Annotated in this window: 19 protein-coding genes and 1 other annotated feature; all 19 genes read right to left on the bottom strand. The window is 36.2% G+C overall.

All coding sequences use genetic code 11. The features are described from left to right. Position 1: 1 nt before the first annotated feature. On the bottom strand, positions 2 to 460 hold the full coding sequence (gene lspA / locus JFT89_RS28790) for a lipoprotein signal peptidase LspA (RefSeq protein ID WP_002128849.1): 459 nt from the start codon (positions 458 to 460) through the stop codon (positions 2 to 4). Positions 461 to 584: 124 nt separating this feature from the next. Further along, entirely contained in the window at positions 585 to 914 is a 330-nt protein-coding gene (locus JFT89_RS28785; protein WP_002014715.1) for a TraR/DksA C4-type zinc finger protein, read from the bottom strand. A gap of 158 nt (positions 915 to 1072) precedes the next feature. After that, a complete protein-coding gene (gene ileS2, locus JFT89_RS28780; protein WP_002066877.1) occupies positions 1073 to 3838 on the bottom strand; it encodes an isoleucine--tRNA ligase in 2766 nt (921 codons plus the stop codon). A gap of 72 nt (positions 3839 to 3910) precedes the next feature. Further along, positions 3911 to 4135: a binding site (T-box leader), on the bottom strand. Positions 4136 to 4186: 51 nt separating this feature from the next. After that, the gene (gene divIVA, locus JFT89_RS28775) at positions 4187 to 4693 is read right to left on the bottom strand and encodes a septum site-determining protein DivIVA (RefSeq protein WP_002146043.1); all 507 of its coding nucleotides are present in this window, start codon (positions 4691 to 4693) and stop codon (positions 4187 to 4189) included. An 89-nt stretch (positions 4694 to 4782) separates the two neighbouring features. Further along, a complete protein-coding gene (locus tag JFT89_RS28770; protein ID WP_042889751.1) occupies positions 4783 to 5550 on the bottom strand; it encodes a YlmH family RNA-binding protein in 768 nt (255 codons plus the stop codon). Between the two features lie 15 nt (positions 5551 to 5565). Beyond that, a complete protein-coding gene (locus tag JFT89_RS28765; protein ID WP_002014720.1) occupies positions 5566 to 5829 on the bottom strand; it encodes a YggT family protein in 264 nt (87 codons plus the stop codon). Positions 5830 to 5835: 6 nt separating this feature from the next. Further along, a complete protein-coding gene (locus tag JFT89_RS28760; RefSeq protein ID WP_002137984.1) occupies positions 5836 to 6306 on the bottom strand; it encodes a cell division protein SepF in 471 nt (156 codons plus the stop codon). 19 nt (positions 6307 to 6325) lie between these two features. Further along, complete coding sequence (locus tag JFT89_RS28755) at positions 6326 to 7000, bottom strand: YggS family pyridoxal phosphate-dependent enzyme (protein ID WP_201040942.1); 675 nt, start codon at positions 6998 to 7000, stop codon at positions 6326 to 6328. Between the two features lie 5 nt (positions 7001 to 7005). Continuing rightward, positions 7006 to 7815 carry a peptidoglycan editing factor PgeF gene (gene pgeF / locus JFT89_RS28750; RefSeq protein ID WP_002137988.1) on the bottom strand — a complete coding sequence of 270 codons (810 nt, stop codon included), beginning with the start codon at positions 7813 to 7815 and terminating at the stop codon, positions 7006 to 7008. A 117-nt stretch (positions 7816 to 7932) separates the two neighbouring features. After that, the gene (locus JFT89_RS28745) at positions 7933 to 8211 is read right to left on the bottom strand and encodes a YlmC/YmxH family sporulation protein (protein WP_016096209.1); all 279 of its coding nucleotides are present in this window, start codon (positions 8209 to 8211) and stop codon (positions 7933 to 7935) included. Positions 8212 to 8497: 286 nt separating this feature from the next. Continuing rightward, positions 8498 to 9277, bottom strand: a complete 780-nt coding sequence (sigG, locus tag JFT89_RS28740; protein WP_002014725.1) for an RNA polymerase sporulation sigma factor SigG — start codon at positions 9275 to 9277, stop codon at positions 8498 to 8500. 157 nt (positions 9278 to 9434) lie between these two features. Continuing rightward, positions 9435 to 10154, bottom strand: coding sequence for an RNA polymerase sporulation sigma factor SigE (sigE, locus tag JFT89_RS28735; RefSeq protein WP_002128857.1), 720 nt, complete (start codon positions 10152 to 10154; stop codon positions 9435 to 9437). Positions 10155 to 10173: 19 nt separating this feature from the next. Further along, positions 10174 to 11088, bottom strand: a complete 915-nt coding sequence (gene spoIIGA / locus JFT89_RS28730) for a sigma-E processing peptidase SpoIIGA (RefSeq protein WP_016096208.1) — start codon at positions 11086 to 11088, stop codon at positions 10174 to 10176. 459 nt (positions 11089 to 11547) lie between these two features. After that, positions 11548 to 12702, bottom strand: coding sequence for a cell division protein FtsZ (gene ftsZ, locus JFT89_RS28725; protein WP_002066873.1), 1155 nt, complete (start codon positions 12700 to 12702; stop codon positions 11548 to 11550). Between the two features lie 39 nt (positions 12703 to 12741). Continuing rightward, the gene (gene ftsA, locus JFT89_RS28720) at positions 12742 to 14043 is read right to left on the bottom strand and encodes a cell division protein FtsA (RefSeq protein WP_002014731.1); all 1302 of its coding nucleotides are present in this window, start codon (positions 14041 to 14043) and stop codon (positions 12742 to 12744) included. 401 nt (positions 14044 to 14444) lie between these two features. Next, complete coding sequence (divIB, locus tag JFT89_RS28715; RefSeq protein ID WP_002137995.1) at positions 14445 to 15215, bottom strand: cell division protein DivIB; 771 nt, start codon at positions 15213 to 15215, stop codon at positions 14445 to 14447. Positions 15216 to 15313: 98 nt separating this feature from the next. Beyond that, positions 15314 to 16219 carry a UDP-N-acetylmuramate dehydrogenase gene (gene murB, locus JFT89_RS28710; RefSeq protein ID WP_201040940.1) on the bottom strand — a complete coding sequence of 302 codons (906 nt, stop codon included), beginning with the start codon at positions 16217 to 16219 and terminating at the stop codon, positions 15314 to 15316. Between the two features lie 61 nt (positions 16220 to 16280). After that, on the bottom strand, positions 16281 to 17375 hold the full coding sequence (gene murG, locus JFT89_RS28705; RefSeq protein ID WP_002088269.1) for an undecaprenyldiphospho-muramoylpentapeptide beta-N-acetylglucosaminyltransferase: 1095 nt from the start codon (positions 17373 to 17375) through the stop codon (positions 16281 to 16283). A gap of 102 nt (positions 17376 to 17477) precedes the next feature. After that, entirely contained in the window at positions 17478 to 18569 is a 1092-nt protein-coding gene (gene spoVE / locus JFT89_RS28700) for a stage V sporulation protein E (RefSeq protein WP_002066872.1), read from the bottom strand. Positions 18570 to 18628 lie beyond the last annotated feature (59 nt).

The raw sequence follows: 18628 nt of genomic DNA, 5'->3' as shown, positions 1-18628 counted from the left end.
ATTACTCCTTCGCTTTCTTTCCTTCTAATACTGTTTGAATAATAATTAATACAACTCCAATACATAATGCTGAGTCAGCTATATTGAATACCGGATAGTTGTACGAGAAAATATACACGTGAATGAAATCCACTACTTCTTGTCTAAATACACGATCAATAAAATTGCCAATTGCTCCACCTAAAATTAGACCTAATGAAATACCTAGAAGCTTGTCCGTTTTCGCATATTTTTTCATATAAAATACGATAAATGCTACGAAAATGACTGTAATAATGTAGAAAAACCACATTTTATTTTCTAAAATACCCCAGGCAGCTCCTCTATTTCGATGAGATGTTATGTATAATACATTATCGATAATCGGAATGCTCGTACCCAATTCCATGTTCTTTACAATTAGCCACTTCGATATTTGATCGATGGCAATGACAAATAACGCTATTACATAATATATCATTTTCATTTCCCCCACAAAGACAGTGTACCTCAAAATTTTAGCATAGCTGCTACCTTTTCACAATGAACCTTTGTAGAAGAATAAAATAAATTAAAAAAAGGTAACATAATATCGTTGTGCGTATTCATACATTTACCTTTTCATAGAAAAATTCATGAATAGTACGAGCAGTCGGCATTGTTTTCATTTGTTTTGTAGAAATCGCTCTTCCAGTTTCTTCACAAATACCGTACATATCTATTTCCATTTTAAACAATGCACGTTCTACATCTTTTAAATCCTCTTTTATATCATGTAATAGCAATTTTTTCTTTGTCTCTTCCTTTATTTCGTATCCAAGTTCTTGCCCAAATTCCATATAGTATGTGTGCATTACTTCTTTCGCCAATCTATCTTGCAACTCTTTTCTCATCAATTGCAATTCTTCTTTTATTTCCATATAAATTTCATTCACGTGTACATTCCTCCCAGCTGCAATGTACAATTAGTGTGTCCGAAATTTCCACGCTTACCTCACACACATTTTTCCTTCATAGGAAAGAGAGTGAAAGTTATTTCGATATATCATCAACAAAAAACTGACTGCTATTATGAGCAGTCAGCTTTTTTTCATTATTTCACATAATTTTCTTTAACAACCGTTGCACAACGCTCACATAATGTTTCATGTTCCGCATCTTTACCAATTGTTTCTGAAACAACCCAACAACGTTCACACGTCTCACCTGTCGCCTGTGCTACAACTACAGCTGTATGCTCATACTTTGGTGCTTCTGTTGGCGCTTCTTCAATTGTACCACCAAGTTTATACTCAGAGACGATGAATAATTGCTTTAAGTCTTCGCTAATAGACTCTAACATAGCCTTCATTTCTGCAGTCGGATATAGCGTAATGCTCGCATTTAATGACTTACCAATTACTTTCTCATTACGAGCTACTTCTAACGCTTTTAAAACGTCATCACGTAATGTCATAAATGCATCCCATTTTGCTCTTAACGCTTCTGAACCCTCTACTTCTGTAGCTTCTGGCATATTAGTTAACTGTACGCTTTCTTCTTCTGCACCAGGAACATATGGCCATACTTCATCAGCTGTATGAGGTAAGATTGGCGTTACAAGTTTCGTTAATGCAACAAGAACATCATATAATACAGTTTGAATTGCACGACGATCCGCGTGATCTGCACCTTCAATGTATAAAATGTCTTTTGCAAAGTCTAAGTAGAATGAACTTAGATCAATTGTACAGAAGTTGTGAATTGCATGATATACAGCAGCAAAGTCATATGTTTCATATGCATCTTTTACTTTTGTAATTAAGTCATTTAACTTCACTAACATGTAACGATCTACTTCACGAAGTTCAGCTACCGCTACTGTATTTTCACTTGGATTAAAATCATCTAAGTTTCCTAATAAGAAGCGGAATGTGTTACGGATTTTACGATACACTTCTGCTACTTGTTTTAAAATATCATCTGAAATACGTACATCAGATTGATAGTCAACAGAAGATACCCATAAGCGTAAAATGTCTCCGCCTAATTGATCCATAATTTTCTTCGGTACGACGATGTTTCCAATCGACTTACTCATTTTACGTCCGTCACCATCTAGTACGAAACCATGGCTTAGTACGCCTTTATATGGAGCTTTACCAGTTACAGCAACTGCTGTTGATAATGAAGAGTTAAACCAACCACGATACTGGTCAGATCCTTCTAAATATAAATCAGCTGGACGTTGTAAGTCTTCGCGCTCTTCTAATACCGCTTGGTGAGAAGAACCTGAATCGAACCATACATCCATGATGTCTGTTTCTTTACGGAATTCACCATTTGGACTACCTGTATGTGTAAATCCTTCTGGTAATAAATCTTTCGCTTCACGCTCGAACCATACGTTAGAACCGTGCTCACGGAATAAATCTGCTACATGATTAATTGTTTCATCTGTAATAATTGGATCACCATTTTCTGCATAGAATACAGGAATTGGCACACCCCATGCACGCTGACGAGAAATACACCAGTCACCACGGTCACGAACCATATTATGAAGACGAGTTTCTCCCCATGCTGGTACCCATTTTGTTTCCGCAACAGCTTCTAATAATTCTTTACGGAACGCTTCAATAGATGCAAACCACTGCGCTGTCGCACGGAAAATAATTGGTTTTTTCGTTCTCCAATCATGTGGGTATGAATGCGTAATGAATGTTAGTTTCAGTAACGCGCCTACTTCTTCTAATTTTTCTGTAATTGGCTTGTTAGCTTTATCATAGAATAAGCCTTCAAATCCAGGTGCTTCATTTGTTAATACACCTTTATCATCAACTGGGCAAAGTACTTCTAAGCCATACTTTTTACCAACAACGAAGTCATCTTCCCCGTGTCCTGGTGCTGTATGAACACAACCTGTACCTGCATCTGTTGTTACGTGCTCTCCTAGCATAACTAATGAGTCACGATCGTAGAATGGATGTTTTGCAACTGTATACTCAAGTTCGCTACCTTTTACCGTTTTCACAACTTCAGCATTTTCCCACTCTAACGTTTTTGCAACTGTCTCAAATAGTTCAGAAGCAATAATATATTTCTCATCATTTACTTTCACAATAGCATATTCAAGTTCTGGATGAACAGAAATACCTAGGTTAGCAGGTAATGTCCAAGGTGTTGTTGTCCAAATAATGTATTTCTCATCACCTTCTAATACGTTCTTTCCATCTTTTACAGGGAATGCTACGTAAATAGATGCTGATTTTTTATCTTGATATTCAATTTCAGCTTCTGCTAAAGCTGATTCACTTGTTGGAGACCAGTAAACTGGTTTTTGTCCTTTATAGATATAACCTTTTTTCGCCATGTCACCAAACACTTTAATTTGTTGTGCTTCATAAGCTGGCTCTAAAGTAATATATGGATTATCCCAATCTGCACGTACACCTAAACGCTTAAATTGTTCACGTTGACGTTCCACTTGCTCATATGCATACTCTGCACATAACTTACGGAACTCAGCAACTGTCATTTCTTTACGCTTTACACCTTTATTTGTTAAAGCTTGTTCAATCGGTAAACCGTGTGTATCCCAACCTGGTACATATGGTGCGCAATAACCCGTCATTGATTTAAAACGAACAATAAAGTCTTTTAACACTTTATTTAGTGCGTGTCCCATATGGATGTCACCATTTGCATATGGAGGTCCATCATGTAGTACAAATAAAGGACGACCTTTCGTATGTTCTTGTACCTTTTCATAAATATTCATTTCAGCCCATTTTTCTTGCATTGCAGGCTCACGTTTCGGTAAATTCCCACGCATCGGGAATTCTGTTTTTGGCATTAGTAATGTATTTTTGTACTCCATGCTCAATTCCTCCTTAAATATATAAACGACAGACCTTAAAAAAGGGAATAAAAAAGAGACCTCTCATCCCCAAAAAGGGACGAGAAAGTCTCCCGCGGTACCACCCTAGTAGATCCTATACGTATGTATAAAATCCTCTTTATATTCTTAACGCGAATATACGCCTACGCTTACTCCATTTGTTCAGCGCGGAACTCCAGGGTGATATTCCCATTATCTCCTTATCCTGAGCTTACACCATCCTCAGTTCGCTATATAAGGTATGAAAAAGGTACTTATCCCTATCTTCGTTTTTCTTAATAAATATGCTGTTTAAAATTATATGTAATAATGAGAAAAACGTCAAGCTTACACTGTTTCTTCTTTTTTCAACAGTTCGTCCACTTCGTCTTCTAACTCAATTAATTTGTCCCAATCATCGTTGCTTAACATTTCAAGCTGTGTTTCTAACAACATACGGAAACGAGTGCGGAATACTTTCGCTTGTTTCTTTAACTCATCAATATCAAATGCAACTTTTCTTGATTTCACTAACGCTTCATTAATGATACGATCTGCATTTTTTTCTGCTTCACGTACAATTAATTTTGCTTCTTTTTGTGCATTACGCTTCACTTCTTCAGCAGCTTCTTGTGCGACAATGATAGATTTGTTCAGCGTATCTTCAATATTAGAAAAATGATCTAACTTTCCTTCTAATTGTGCAACCTTTTCTTCTAAAGCTTTTTTCTCACGAATGACTAATTCATAATCTTTGATGATTTGATCAAGAAACTCATTTACTTGATCTTCATCGTAGCCACGAAACCCGCGACCAAATTCTTTGTTATGAATATCTAATGGTGTTAACGGCACAACGCCACCTCCAAGTAGTTATCTAAATTTCCTCTTTCAATTATATCTTTTCTTCGACAAAATAAGAGAATTTCCTTCTAAAAAACCAATCATTTTAGTATACCATACAAAACTCTCCATTTGTCGCGCTTCGTTTTACCTTCTACAGAAAATAATTTACTTCGTCCATACCCTCTAACCGAGAAAACATCCCCCGGAAAACATTCATACGAAGTTTGCTCTACTGTTTTCCAATTGACTTTTACTAAGCCACCTTTTATAAGAGGCTGTACCTTCTGCCTAGATATATGTAGCATTTCAGCTAATAAAACATCTAGACGAAGTGACGAAACAGTCCCAGATTTTTCTCCCCATTTTTCACCTACATGCAAAATTTTCTCTACTTGTATAGGAGAGAGTGTGACTTTCATTTTCCCTATTGATTGTAAGTTCATTTCAATATACGATACAACTTCTTTGGCAACTGCAATTTGGGCACGGTCTTCTTGAAGCAAAATATCACCACATTTTTCCCTTGTTAAACCAAGCGACATGAATGCACCTAATATTTGCCTATGTTCTAGCGTGAAAAACTTGGAAGGATAGTCAATTTCTAATACTTCTACTTGAAATTCCTCTTCATTTAATTCTAGATAATCTGGATAAATTAGTGCTCTTTTCCGTTCGGCTTCAGGCATCGCACCATCAAACCGTACAGCTACATCTCCTTGCCCTATTACCATAGAAACAATTTGTTGCTGTCTTGGATCAAGAAAATCTGTTAACTTGACTTGATGGTACTCAGCAGCCTGTTTCCACTCTAATACTTTATCCACAAAGACCTCTTCATCAGGTCTAAAATGCTCATAGATGCTCATGTATTTAACCCCACACTATAAAAAATAGTTGAATAAACTCACTAAACCACCTCTAGCAAGTTTCAAGGCAACAATAGCAACAAGTGGAGAAATATCAATCATACCAAATGGTGGAATAAACCTCCTAAACGGCTCTAAATATGGTTCACAAATACGCGCAAGAAAATCTCCAAAAGCTGATTCCTTTGCGCCAGGAAACCATGATAGGAGAATGTAAATAATTAGTGCCCACGAGTAAATCTCGATAGCAGTAAGTAACACTGTTAAAACTGTTGTCATGGCGTATTACCACCTCTTTATATTTGTCTCTTCTTCTTCACCGAATAACTCTGAAATCGCACCAACGATATCAACATTTTCAGGTGTACACATAAATGTTTTCGGGCCTATTTTTTGAATATCCCCGCCTATAGCGTATACAGTACCACTTAAAAAGTCAACGATACGTACAGCTTGATCTGTAGACATTCTTTGCAAATTAATTACAACAGCTCGTCTACCTTTTAAGTGATCCGAAATGCCTTGCGCTTCCGAATATGTACGTGGTTCTAGTAAAACAACTTTTGAAGATTGCTTCGCTGTTTCAATACTCACTATATTTTGCTTCGGTTGCACTTTCGCAAACGGAACATCTTGTTGTTCTGGGGGATCTTGTTGCTTTTTCATGTCTGTTTGCTCCTTTTCATAACTATATTGAGCTGCTTCTTTTTCTTCCGGTGTGTCAAAAAAGAAGTATTTTACTTTTGACCAACTCATAATAACTTTCTCCTTCCTCCTACGCTTTTCCTACTAAAACCGTTCCCAAACGAATATATGTAGCGCCTTCCTCAATTGCAATCGTGTAATCATTTGACATTCCCATTGATAATTCTTTACATGGTGCATGTAATAATTCTAGCTCCTGCACCTCTGTTTGTAGCATGCGCAATTCCTTAAAGCAGCGACGAATCTCTTCCTCTTCTCCTGTAAACGGAGCCATTGTCATTAATCCTACCACTTCAATCTTATCCAATTCTTGCAAACTTTGAATAAAAGAAATTGTTTCTTCTATCGCCAATCCTTGCTTTGATTCTTCAGATGATGTTTTCACTTGAATAAAGCATCTAACTTTCTTATCAGCACGTTTTTGAATTTCTTTTGCAAGCGAAAGACGATCTAATGAATGTAAATAATCAATCTCATTAATGATTTCTTTTACTTTTCTCGTTTGCAATGATCCAATAAAATGCCAATTCACTTTTGAACCGAAATACTCGTATTTTTGTAAGAAACCTTCATTTCTATTTTCACCTAAATCAATAATTCCTGTTTCAATTACTTCGCTTGTTTTTTCAATCCCTACAGTTTTTGTAACTGCAACGAGCTTAATATCTTTCATCGAACGTCCAGCTCGTACACAAGATTCTTTAATTACTTCGTTTACATCTGCTAAATTCCCTTGCACTGTCACTTACTTCACTCCTCCTTAAAACCTATGAAACTCAACATTCTTCCCGTCTTACCTTGATCACGACGATGAGAGAAAAATAATTGTTCTTCACAGCTTGTACAAAGAGATGACATTACAATATGTTCTTCTTTTATGCCTGCTTGTACACATAATATACGATTAACTTCTTTTAAATTAATTGCATACTGACCATCAGAAATTAATTTATAGGGAACAGATCCGTTTACTACTTGCTGTGCTGCTGTTAATACACGATCATCAACAACATAACAACATGATCCGATTGCAGGACCAATTGCGACATGAATTTCATCACTTGAAACACCTTCTGCATTCCACTTTTGAATCATTTCTTTCGCAATCTCTGTTACAGTCCCTTTCCACCCAGCATGCGCAAGTCCTATCATATCATGTGATGGTGCATAAAAATAGAGCGGAACACAATCAGCGTAACAAGATGTTAAGAGAACATCTTTGTTAGTCGTATAAATGCCATCCGTTTTTGGAATACCGTCTTCATATGAATAAACGCCTTTCCCTTTTTCTTGCAGTCCTACTTTCTCAACATGATGGTCATGAACTTGTTCAGAGCAAATCCATTTTTCTAATGGTTTTTGTAACTTATTCGCTAAAATGCGTCTGTTTTCATGAACATTCTCCACGATATCATTCACATGTAATCCTAAATTCATCGCATGAAAGGAGCCTGTACTTACTCCACCATCTTTTGTCGTAAATCCAACAGTAATGTTTCCAAGTTCTTTCCACGCTTGTAAATACAGTATACCGTCCGCATATTTAAATGGTTCTCTCATAAAGCGACTCCTTTTAATTAAAATAACAGAAAAAAGCATGGTACTTCCTGTCTATTTTACCATACTTTTATTTTTTCATAATGACAACTGAAAAAAAAGAGGAATTTGTAATATTCTTTATGAAATTGTCGGTGTTTGTATTGATTCTGTTACAGAATTAATATTATCTACTCTGACAAGTATGACATCTTCCCCAATTTTCATAATTTGCTCCCAAGGAATCACAAATTCTACTTCCTTTCCAAAGAGTCCAAGCATACGTGTCTGCTTGGAAATAATAACTGCCCTAATCTTTCCTGTGTCTATATCAAAATCAATATCTCCAATATTTCCAAGCCTTTTTCCATCTGAAACATTTACAACATCCTTCATTTGAAAATCCGAAATTCGTATCATGTTCCATCCTCTCCCTTATATCATAAATCGTAAGTACGCTCTCAAATAAAGTGAAACCTTAATCAGTGGGATTTTCTCCATCCCTACTGATTATTAGTCCATGCTAATCGGACTTTTACGGGTAGCTCCAGCTCTTCTTACTTCAGCCGAATTTTGAAGTGGATAAACAGTATATAACCGCTACTAATAGAACATCCATTTTATTTTCATTATATGAACCTCCCCACTCTACTATGAGCGCAAAGTATTATATATAAAAAAGGCCTCACCATAACTGGTGAGGACCTTATCCTTGAATCGTCTTATTCATTTGCTTAATAGCAGACTTCTCCAAACGTGATACTTGCGCTTGAGAAATCCCAATTTCTTCGGCAACTTCCATCTGTGTCTTTCCTTGAAAGAAACGTTTTCGAATAATCATTTTTTCACGATCATTTAAACGCTTCATTCCTTCTTTCAACGCCAGTTCTTCAACCCACTGCTCGTCCTTTTGTTTTTCATCCTTTAATTGATCCATAACAAAGATAGGATCTCCTCCATCGTTATAAATCGGTTCAAATAATGAAACTGGGTCTTGAATCGCATCTAGTGCAAAAACAATCTCTTCATGTGTCACTTCAAGAACTTTCGCAATATCCATTGCTGTTGGTTCTTTTGAATTTTCAGCAATCAATTTTTCTCTTACTTGCAACGCTTTATACGCAATATCTCGTAATGAGCGAGATACACGAATTGGATTGTTATCACGCAAATATCTGCGTATTTCTCCAATAATCATCGGCACAGCATACGTTGAAAACTTTACATTTTGGCCTAAATCAAAGTTATCAATGGATTTCATAAGTCCAATGCAACCAACTTGAAATAAATCATCAACATATTCTCCTCTGTTATTAAATCTTTGGATGACGCTCAGTACAAGACGTAAGTTTCCATTCACTAATTTCTCTCTGGCGCTTATCTCTCCACTTTGCATTTCACGAAATAATTTACGCATCTCTTCATTTTTTAGTACTGGAAGTTTAGCTGTATCAACACCGCAAATTTCTACTTTGTTTCTCGTCAAAGTGTTCCCTCCTATCGGGAGTTGCTGTACAGTGTAAAGTATTTCCTTTGAAGGGGATTTTATGCATACGGTTTTTTCATCATTTTTCACAAATATCATATTTCCTAATGCACAAAAAAAGAATAAGACCAGTCTAGATACCGACTGGTCTTATTCTTCACACCATTTTATTAAATTCTTTTCGTAATCTTTTTATAATTCTTTTTTCCAAACGAGAAATATAAGACTGTGAAATTCCAAGCATATCAGCCACATCTTTTTGTGTCTTCTCTTCGCCACCAGCGAGTCCAAACCGAAGCTCCATAATTTGTTTTTCACGGTCATTTAATTGATGCAATGCTTTCATTAAAAGATGACGATCTACAGTAGCTTCTAAATCTTTTGTAATAATGTCATCATCTGTACCTAAAACATCTGATAATAACAGTTCATTTCCGTCCCAATCAATGTTAAGCGGTTCATCAAAAGAAACTTCCGAACGATTTTTATTATTTCGACGCAAATGCATTAAAATTTCATTTTCTATACAACGAGATGCATATGTTGCTAATTTAATTTTCTTTTCTGGATTAAATGTATTCACTGCCTTAATAAGACCAATTGTTCCTATACTAATCAAATCCTCAATATTGATCCCTGTATTTTCAAATTTTCTTGCTATATATACAACAAGCCTTAGGTTACGTTCAATAAGCATCGACCTCGCAGCTTGATCTCCATTTGGTAATTTATTCAAAAGAACTGCCTCTTCTTCTTTCGTTAACGGCGGTGGCAACGCTTCACTTCCACCAATATAATAAATTTCATCGGTCTTAATTCCTAATTTCAGCAATACTTTATACCAAAGGTATACCAAATAAAATTTAAATTTCACCATATTATCCCGCCTCTCATAATTAAGCAATTACCATCTTTTGCGAAATCAACATTTTCGGATGTACAATACATTGATACTCTCCATTAGTAGATAATTGTTGTGTATTTAATCCAATCAGTACTTTGTTTACAACAACCAAACCTTCATGATAAACTCGCACACAATCTGGCTTAATTGCCCATAAAAATTGATTCTCTACTCCTACTGCTCGGAAAGGAATTAAACGTAGTTTCGTCGCCCATCCAGAATCATTTTCTGGTATTTGAGGAATTTCTGTTTTGGAATAAATTTGTTCTGTTAACCAAGCTGGCAAACAATGTTCTAATGATGAAATATGCATAATCATAACGGGTGTTTTTGTTAACGGGTCATAAAGTTGGTTCCCACTATCAATTAGACCTGCTAATTCTAGTTCCTCTCCAGCTAATTGAATTTTCACTTTCACGATTTGATCATAGTGTATCTTTGTGACCTCTACGCTTTCTATACGCTTTTTAGAAAAATAATAAATTACTGGAAAACCAAAAATAACAAACAACCAACTAATTGGATCACCGTAAGAAACTGATTTAGATTGAACTAACCCATTTACCATTTCGTTCGTTTGCAAAAAGTAATGCGTTCCAATTAATCCTCCACCAACCATAAAGGTTACAAAATAGAAAGTAAAAACAGTTTGTGTATAATTTCTAAATGTCGAAAACCCAAATGCTGTATACACAATAAGTAACGAGTACAATAGTTTCATAATTGGATGTGTCATCATAGAAGCAAAAGGCGTAAAGGCGAAAATAACAATAGTTGAACCTATAAATGCCCCTAACACAAGCCTCCATCTTTTGATTCTCTTTTTTAACACGGTGGCTGTTAATAAAAGTAAAAGAAAATCAATGCAGGCGTTTAACAACCAAACAATGTCGGCGTAAACAACCAAACAATTCACCTCTTTTTTTAAGTTGAGACTAGTATAATGCATATCCAATAGGAAAGTGTGTCAATTGGTGGAGGGGTTTTTTTGTTATTTTGTGATTTCTAGACATAATCTGTCGGTAAAAAATAAAAATGTATTTTTCATAGAATAATATAAATTTCTTACTTGTATACATAATAATTGAATTATATATATATACAAAGTTTATCTTGCTATTTGCGGGCAGTAAGACCCTGCTTCAAAATTCAACTATAAAAAAGTACAGAAGTTAAGTGGGAGTCGGGCTAACAATCATTTTCGGATGAACGCCCCCGATTAATTAAAGTTTCAATTTATTTATCACAGCTTATGGCTTAAAAATAGGACTGGGCTCTCCATATGCAAAATAATAAAAAAAGATCTGCTTAGCAGATCTTTTCCATTTAGACAACAAAAAAAAGGAGCATGAAAGCTCCTTTTCTTTTATCGTCTACGACGGTTACGTAAGAATGCTGGAATATCGATGTCATCTGAATCTGTATGACGATCATGCATAACCGGCTCTTCACGTTTCATTTCACGCTTAACTTCACGTTGTTTTGAAGGTTGAGCTACTGGTTGTTGTTGCTGTTGCGTGTGATTCGCAGTCGGACGGATAATTGGTTTTGGTGGTTGTGTCGAAGCACTATCATCAAAACCAGTTGCAATTACAGTGACAACGATATCATCTTTTAATCCTTCATTAATAACAGAACCGAAGATCATATTTACTTCTGGATCCGAAGCTGAAGCTACAATGTCTGCTGCTTCTTGTACTTCATATAAACTTAAGTTTGCGCCGCCCGTAATGTTCATAATAACACCTTGAGCTCCATCAATAGATGTTTCTAGTAATGGACTAGAAATCGCTTTTTTCGCAGCTTCAGCAGCACGATTTTCACCATTACCAGAACCGATACCCATTAAAGCAGAACCTCTATTAGACATAATTGTTTTTACGTCTGCAAAGTCTAAGTTAATTAGACCTGGTGTAGCAATTAAATCAGAAATACCTTGAACACCTTGACGTAATACGTTATCTGCTTCACGGAACGCTTCTAACATTGGCGTATTTTTATCAACAATCTCTAATAAGCGATCATTTGGAATTACGATAAGTGTATCTACATTTTCTTTAAATGACGCAATACCAGATGCAGCTTGAGTTGCACGTTTACGCCCTTCAAATGTAAATGGACGTGTTACAACACCAACTGTTAACGCGCCTAGTTCTTTTGCAACTTGAGCAACAACTGGAGCTGCACCAGTTCCAGTTCCGCCGCCCATACCAGCAGTTACGAAGACCATATCCGCGCCACGAAGCGCTTCTTGAATCTGTTCTTTACTTTCTTCTGCAGCTTTTTTCCCTACTTCAGGGTTTGCGCCTGCACCAAGTCCACGCGTTAATTTTCCACCAATTTGCATTTTCGTTTCAGCTTTTGATAGATTTAATGCTTGTGCATCAGTATTCACAGCGATAAAGTCTACACCTTGTACACCGTGTTCAATCATACGGTTTACAGCATTGTTTCCGCCACCGCCGACACCGATAACTTTTATATTCGCTAATTGATCTTGAGTAGTATCAAACTCTAACATGTCGAAATCCCCCTAGAACCTCATTTTTCGTGTCCAATTTTAATCCCATAAATAACGGAATGCACGTTTTACTTTTGACATCATGCGGTCATCATTTTGATTAGTATTGTTTTGATTACGAGTTTTTTGTTTCGCAGGTTGCTGTTGTACCGGCATTGGTGCTGGTACTGGTTCAAAATGTTCTTGCTTTTCCTGCACATTTTTCCCACGTAATTTAGCTTTTTGATAAGAATGTTTAATTAATCCAACTCCACTTGTATATTGAGGCTCACGAACACCAATATAATCAGGAGTTGCTATACGAACATTTTCATGTAAAATATCGTATGCAAGATCAAGAACACCTGGCATAGAAGCTATCCCACCAGTTAGTACATATCCAGAAGCAGCTTGCTTTACTCCTAACTTATGCACTTCATCTTGAACAAACATTAAAATTTCCTCTACACGAGCCTCTATTATATCCGATAATTCCAACTGAGAATATTGTTCTGTTTGATCGCTTCCCATAATAGGAACCGTAAACATCTCTTCTTCAGATGCTGTATCATAAAAAGCATGTCCATATTTCAGCTTAATTTGATCTGCATTTTCTGTTGAAGTTTTCAGCCCAATCGCTATATCCTTCGTTATATGATCTCCACCTAATGGCAATACGCTCGTTGCTTGCAACTCTCCATCTTTAAAAATAGATAAGGTTGTAGATCCTCCACCCATATCAACAAGGGCTACCCCTCTATTTCTTTCATCCGAAGATAACGCAACTGTCGCTGCCGCTAAAGGTTGCAGACAAATATCAACAATTTCAAGACCTGCTTTTTCTACACAACGAAGTAGGTTATGTAGTAAAGTTCTCGAGCCTGTAATAAGTGTACCTTCCATTTCTAATCTTACACCGATCATCCCGCGTGGATCGTTAATCTCGTCAAGACCGTCTACAATGAACTGTCGAGGTACCACATCAATAAATTCACGTTCAGGAGCAATTGACACAACTTGCGCTGCATCTAGAACGCGTAAGACATCTTCATTCCCGATTTCACGATCTTCATTTGAAACAGCGACTACTCCGTGACACGGGAGCAACTGTACCTGGTTTGCATTGACACCTACTACAACTTGCTCAATGTGGATACCCACCATGCGCTCAGCTTGTTCAATTGCTTTTTTAATTGATCGAACAGTTTCATCTATATCAACTATCGATCCCTTTTTCAAACCATTTGATTTTACGTTTCCAACACCAATAATGTTTAAGCTATCATTAACCATTTCACCAATGATGACTTTAACATTGGATGTACCGATGTCAAGACTAACATATATTTCATTGCTGTTCATTCTTTGGCACCTCCTTCTTTATTTATACCATACAACTCAATATATGGAACAACAATCGCAACTTTACTATTTATAAGAAAAATATTCAACGTCTTTATACGTTTCCCTTTTTTAACCCTATATTTTTCTTATTTTTATTTAACATTCATTTAAGAATATCGCAGTAACCTGTAAATAACTGCTCTATCTTGAAATAATTATATTTCAAGTGTAAAGATTACCGCCAAGTATAAGTCTACACTAAGATGTACTTGTAGAAAAGTGAAACTTGTACCAATCCTAGTATGAATCTAAGAAAATTTACATTTTTTTCATCAAATTAAGCATTCTTGCAAATTAGCATCCATATAAAAGAACATTCGTTTCATTTCATACGTAATAACGCAGTAAAAACTATCATTCTATTCTTTCTTTTCTTCAGCACCTAGTTCCTTCGTATATGCACCCACTTCTAAGTCAATTAAAACCTTCTTACCAGGTTCAATTGTTTTTAAAATAAGTGGATAAGCTTCCATTCGCTTTGCGAAATTTTGAATAGTGGTGCTCACTTCATATCCTTCATTCATATATAAAGTAAGATGATCTTCATTTGCGTTCGTTGGTGTATAACGAATTTCAGAAATAGACCTTAAAATAGTTGGCGTTAATTTTTCTAGTTCTGCAATTAATTCCTTCATTTTTTCCTCTTTAAATGGTTCAAAAATTGGTGCTGCAACTGGAAGCTTTCCGTTCGGAAGTATATCGAGTGTTTTCCCATTTTCTAATAACGGTTGTAATTTCCCATCTTTGTTTATATAGCCAATTGTTAAATATTCTTCGATATGAACATCAATTTTGTTTGGGAAACGTTTTTTTACATTTACCTCTTTAATTTCTTTTCGTTTCGTTAAGTTTTCTTCTGCTTTATGTGCTGTTACTCGGAAATAACTCGTATCATATGTCACACCTGATTCCTTCATAACTTGTTCATCTGTCATATAATGATTTCCAAAGACACTTATCTTTTTTATATTACTAAGCGGAGACCGAAAATAAATTAAAAAGAGTACTAATAAAAATAAAATCGATATGTATAAAATTAACCGATGATTAACAGGTTTCTTATTTTTTTTATTTTGATTCTTTAATTTTGGTACACGATCTTGTAGTTTAATCACTTTACTATTTTTCATGTACGATCCCCCTATGTAACATAAAGAACGGCATGTTCCTCATGCCGTTCTTATCTTCTTATTATAACATAAATGATAATGAGCGGAACGAACAACCGTTATCTTCCAATTATTTCTACTTCTGTATGCATATCAACACCAAATTTATCTTTAATTGTACGCTTTACCAATGCGATTAAGTCTAATACATCTTGCGCTGATGCCACACCAGTATTAATAATAAAATTTCCATGCATTTCAGAAATTTGAGCTCCACCTATCTTATAGCCACGAAGCCCTGATTTTTCTATTAAATCTCCTGCAAAATAGGGGACTGGATTTCGAAATATACTTCCTGCACAAGGGTGATTCCAAGGCTGCGTTTCACGGCGATACTCTTTATTCTTTTGCATGCTTCTTACAATTCCCTCGCGTTCGCCTACCTCCAATTGGAATTCAGCTTCCAAAACAATACCAGGGCGTTTCATTTGCAATACAGATGTGCGATAAGAAAACCCCATTTCGGTATTCGTCAACCAATTAATTGTTCCATTGTCAAACAAGATACGAGCTTTCGTTAATACACTCGATATGTCGGACTTATGAGCGCCTGCATTCATATACACTGCACCGCCAACACTTCCTGGAATACCACTTGCAAATTCCAAGCCCGCTAATCCCTGTCGACTAAGTAAAGTTGACAATTTAATAAGGGGATATCCAGCACCAACTCTTACTCTATGTTTTTCGACTTCTAAATGGTCTAATCCTTCTCCTAAACGAATAACCACACCTTCTATACCTTGATCAGATACGAGAAGATTTGAACCACGACCAATTGCAGTCCACCCTGTCTTGTACTTCTTTACTAACTCTAGAGTCTTCTCAATACCAGCAACATGCTTTGGTACAATTAAAATATCAGCTGGTCCGCCTATTTTCATAGTCGTGTAACGCGCTAACGGTTCATTAACTAACACGCGACCAACATTTGCTTCTAAAAGCTCTTTTACTAATTGTTCCATAGACAATCTCCCCCATATTAAGTCTCCTTATTACAGTAATATGCAGGGCGTTCACCTAATGTTATTTTTTAATAAGCTTGTTCATTACTTCATATAGCTTATTTGCTGCATCTGGAATACCAAGTTGCTTAGTAGCCAGTTTCATATTTTGTAATGTTTGTGTATCCAATAAAATCTCATCAATGTCACGAATAAGCGTTTCGGATGTTAAATCTTTTTCAAGTAGCATTTTAGCTGCTCCTTTATCAACAACTGATCGTGCATTTTTTTCTTGATGGTTATTTGTTACGTACGGACTTGGAATTAACACACTTGGCTTTCCTAACGCTGTTAATTCTGCAAGCGTTGTAGCCCCTGCCCTTGAAACAACAAGATCTACACCCGTCAGTACCTCTGGCATATTATGAATAAAAGGTTTAATAATAACATTATTCGGATTCCCTTTTTGTTTCACGGCTTCCATAACTTTATCATAATGTACTTCGCCTGTTACATATAATACTTCGTAACTTTTATTCCCAAATTGTTCAATCGCTTCTACAAAAGCATCGTTAATCGGTCTAGCCCCGCGGCTCCCACCAAAAATAAGCACGGATTTTTTAGAAAGGGATAGTCCTACCGAACGTTTTCCTTTCATTCCATTTTGGTCCATTACTTCTGATGCACGTGGATTACCTGTCATAACCACTTTTGACTGTGGAAAATGTTCTGCAGCTGCTTCAAAACAAACTGCAACTTTATCGACATAACGACTTAAAAATTTATTCGTTACACCAGGTACACTATTTTGTTCATGGACAATAGTCGGAATACCTAATTTAGCCGCAGCATATACAACTGGCCCACATACGTATCCACCCGTACCAATCACAATATCAGGGTTAAAACGACGAATATATCGTTTACTATCTTGAACACCTTTTAGGAAACGCATCACTGTTTTTACATTATCAAGAGATATTTTTCGTTTAAATCCACTTATAACAATAGACTGGAACGGAATACCTGCTTTCGGTACGATGGTACTCTCTAATCCATTCTCTGTACCAATGTATAAAAATCTTGCTTCAGGATTTAGTTTTTTTATTTCTCTAATTAAAGCAAGAGCTGGATAAATATGTCCTCCAGTACCCCCACCACTTACTAATACTCGCACTACTGATTCCTCCACTTCCCTGTTCTTATTCAATCGTATTTATTTCTATATACATATTGTATTTTCACACACACACGAAAAACCCTGTCTTTTAAACAGGGTTTAATAGCGAGAATGGCGACTTATATTTAATAATACACCTACTGCCATTAACATTAAGGTCAAACTTGATCCACCATAACTTAAAAATGGCAAAGTAATACCCGTAACAGGCATCAGTCCTGTTACAACACCAACATTAATCATTACTTGAATCGCAATCATCGCCACAATACCTACTGCTAAAAACGTACCATATAAATCTGGCGCTCCTAATGCTATACGAATCCCGCGCCATAATAATAGACTAAATAATAATAACACAAATGAACCACCAATAAAACCTAATTCCTCGGATAAGATCGCAAATATAAAGTCTGTTTGTGGTTCAGGTAAATAAAGAAATTTTTGTCTACTTTGTCCAAGTCCAAGCCCAAATAAACCACCAGGTCCAATTGCGAGTAACGATTGGATAATTTGAAATCCACTTCCGAGCGGATCCGACCACGGATCTAAATATGATGTAATGCGTTTCATTCGATATGGTGCTGATGCGATTAACCCTACAAATCCCGCTGCACCAAGCAAACCAAACATTGCAAAGTGAAAGACCCTTGCTCCCGAAATGAATATCATAATAATACATGTCCCAACCATTACCGTTCCCGTACCAAGATCTGGCTGTAACATAATTATCCCAAAAGCAAGAAATACAAAACTAAGAGCCGGTAGTAAACCTCGTTTAAAAGATGTAATTAATTTTTGTCGTTCCGCTAAAAATTTTGCCAAGAAAATAATCATCGCGAATTTCATAAACTCTGACGGTTGGATAGAAAATGCCCCTATTCCAATCCAACTTCGCGCCCCTCCACGAACAAGACCTACTCCAGGAATAAGAACGAGAATAAGAAGAACGAAACAAACTAGTAAAATTACTTTTGAATACGTACGCCACACCCAATAATCAATTTTCATGAGAGAAAACATAGCTACTACCCCAAGACTTGCAAATAACAATTGCCTTTTTGCAAAAAAGAATGAATCCCCCATTTTATAAGAGGCCCAAACCGCACTCGCACTATAAACCATAATCATTCCGATTGTTAACAATGCAAGTGTAACGATGATGAGAATAAAATCAGGCGTTTTCTTCATTACCCATGAACACCACCTCTTTGGGCAGAACCTTTGCCCTATGTAACAAAACATCAGTA

The sequence above is a fragment of the Bacillus sp. TH25 genome (assembly GCF_016650935.1).
In the GTDB taxonomy this organism is placed as follows: Bacteria; Bacillota; Bacilli; order Bacillales; family Bacillaceae_G; genus Bacillus_A; species Bacillus_A mycoides.
This window is presented reverse-complemented; position numbering and strand designations above follow the sequence as displayed.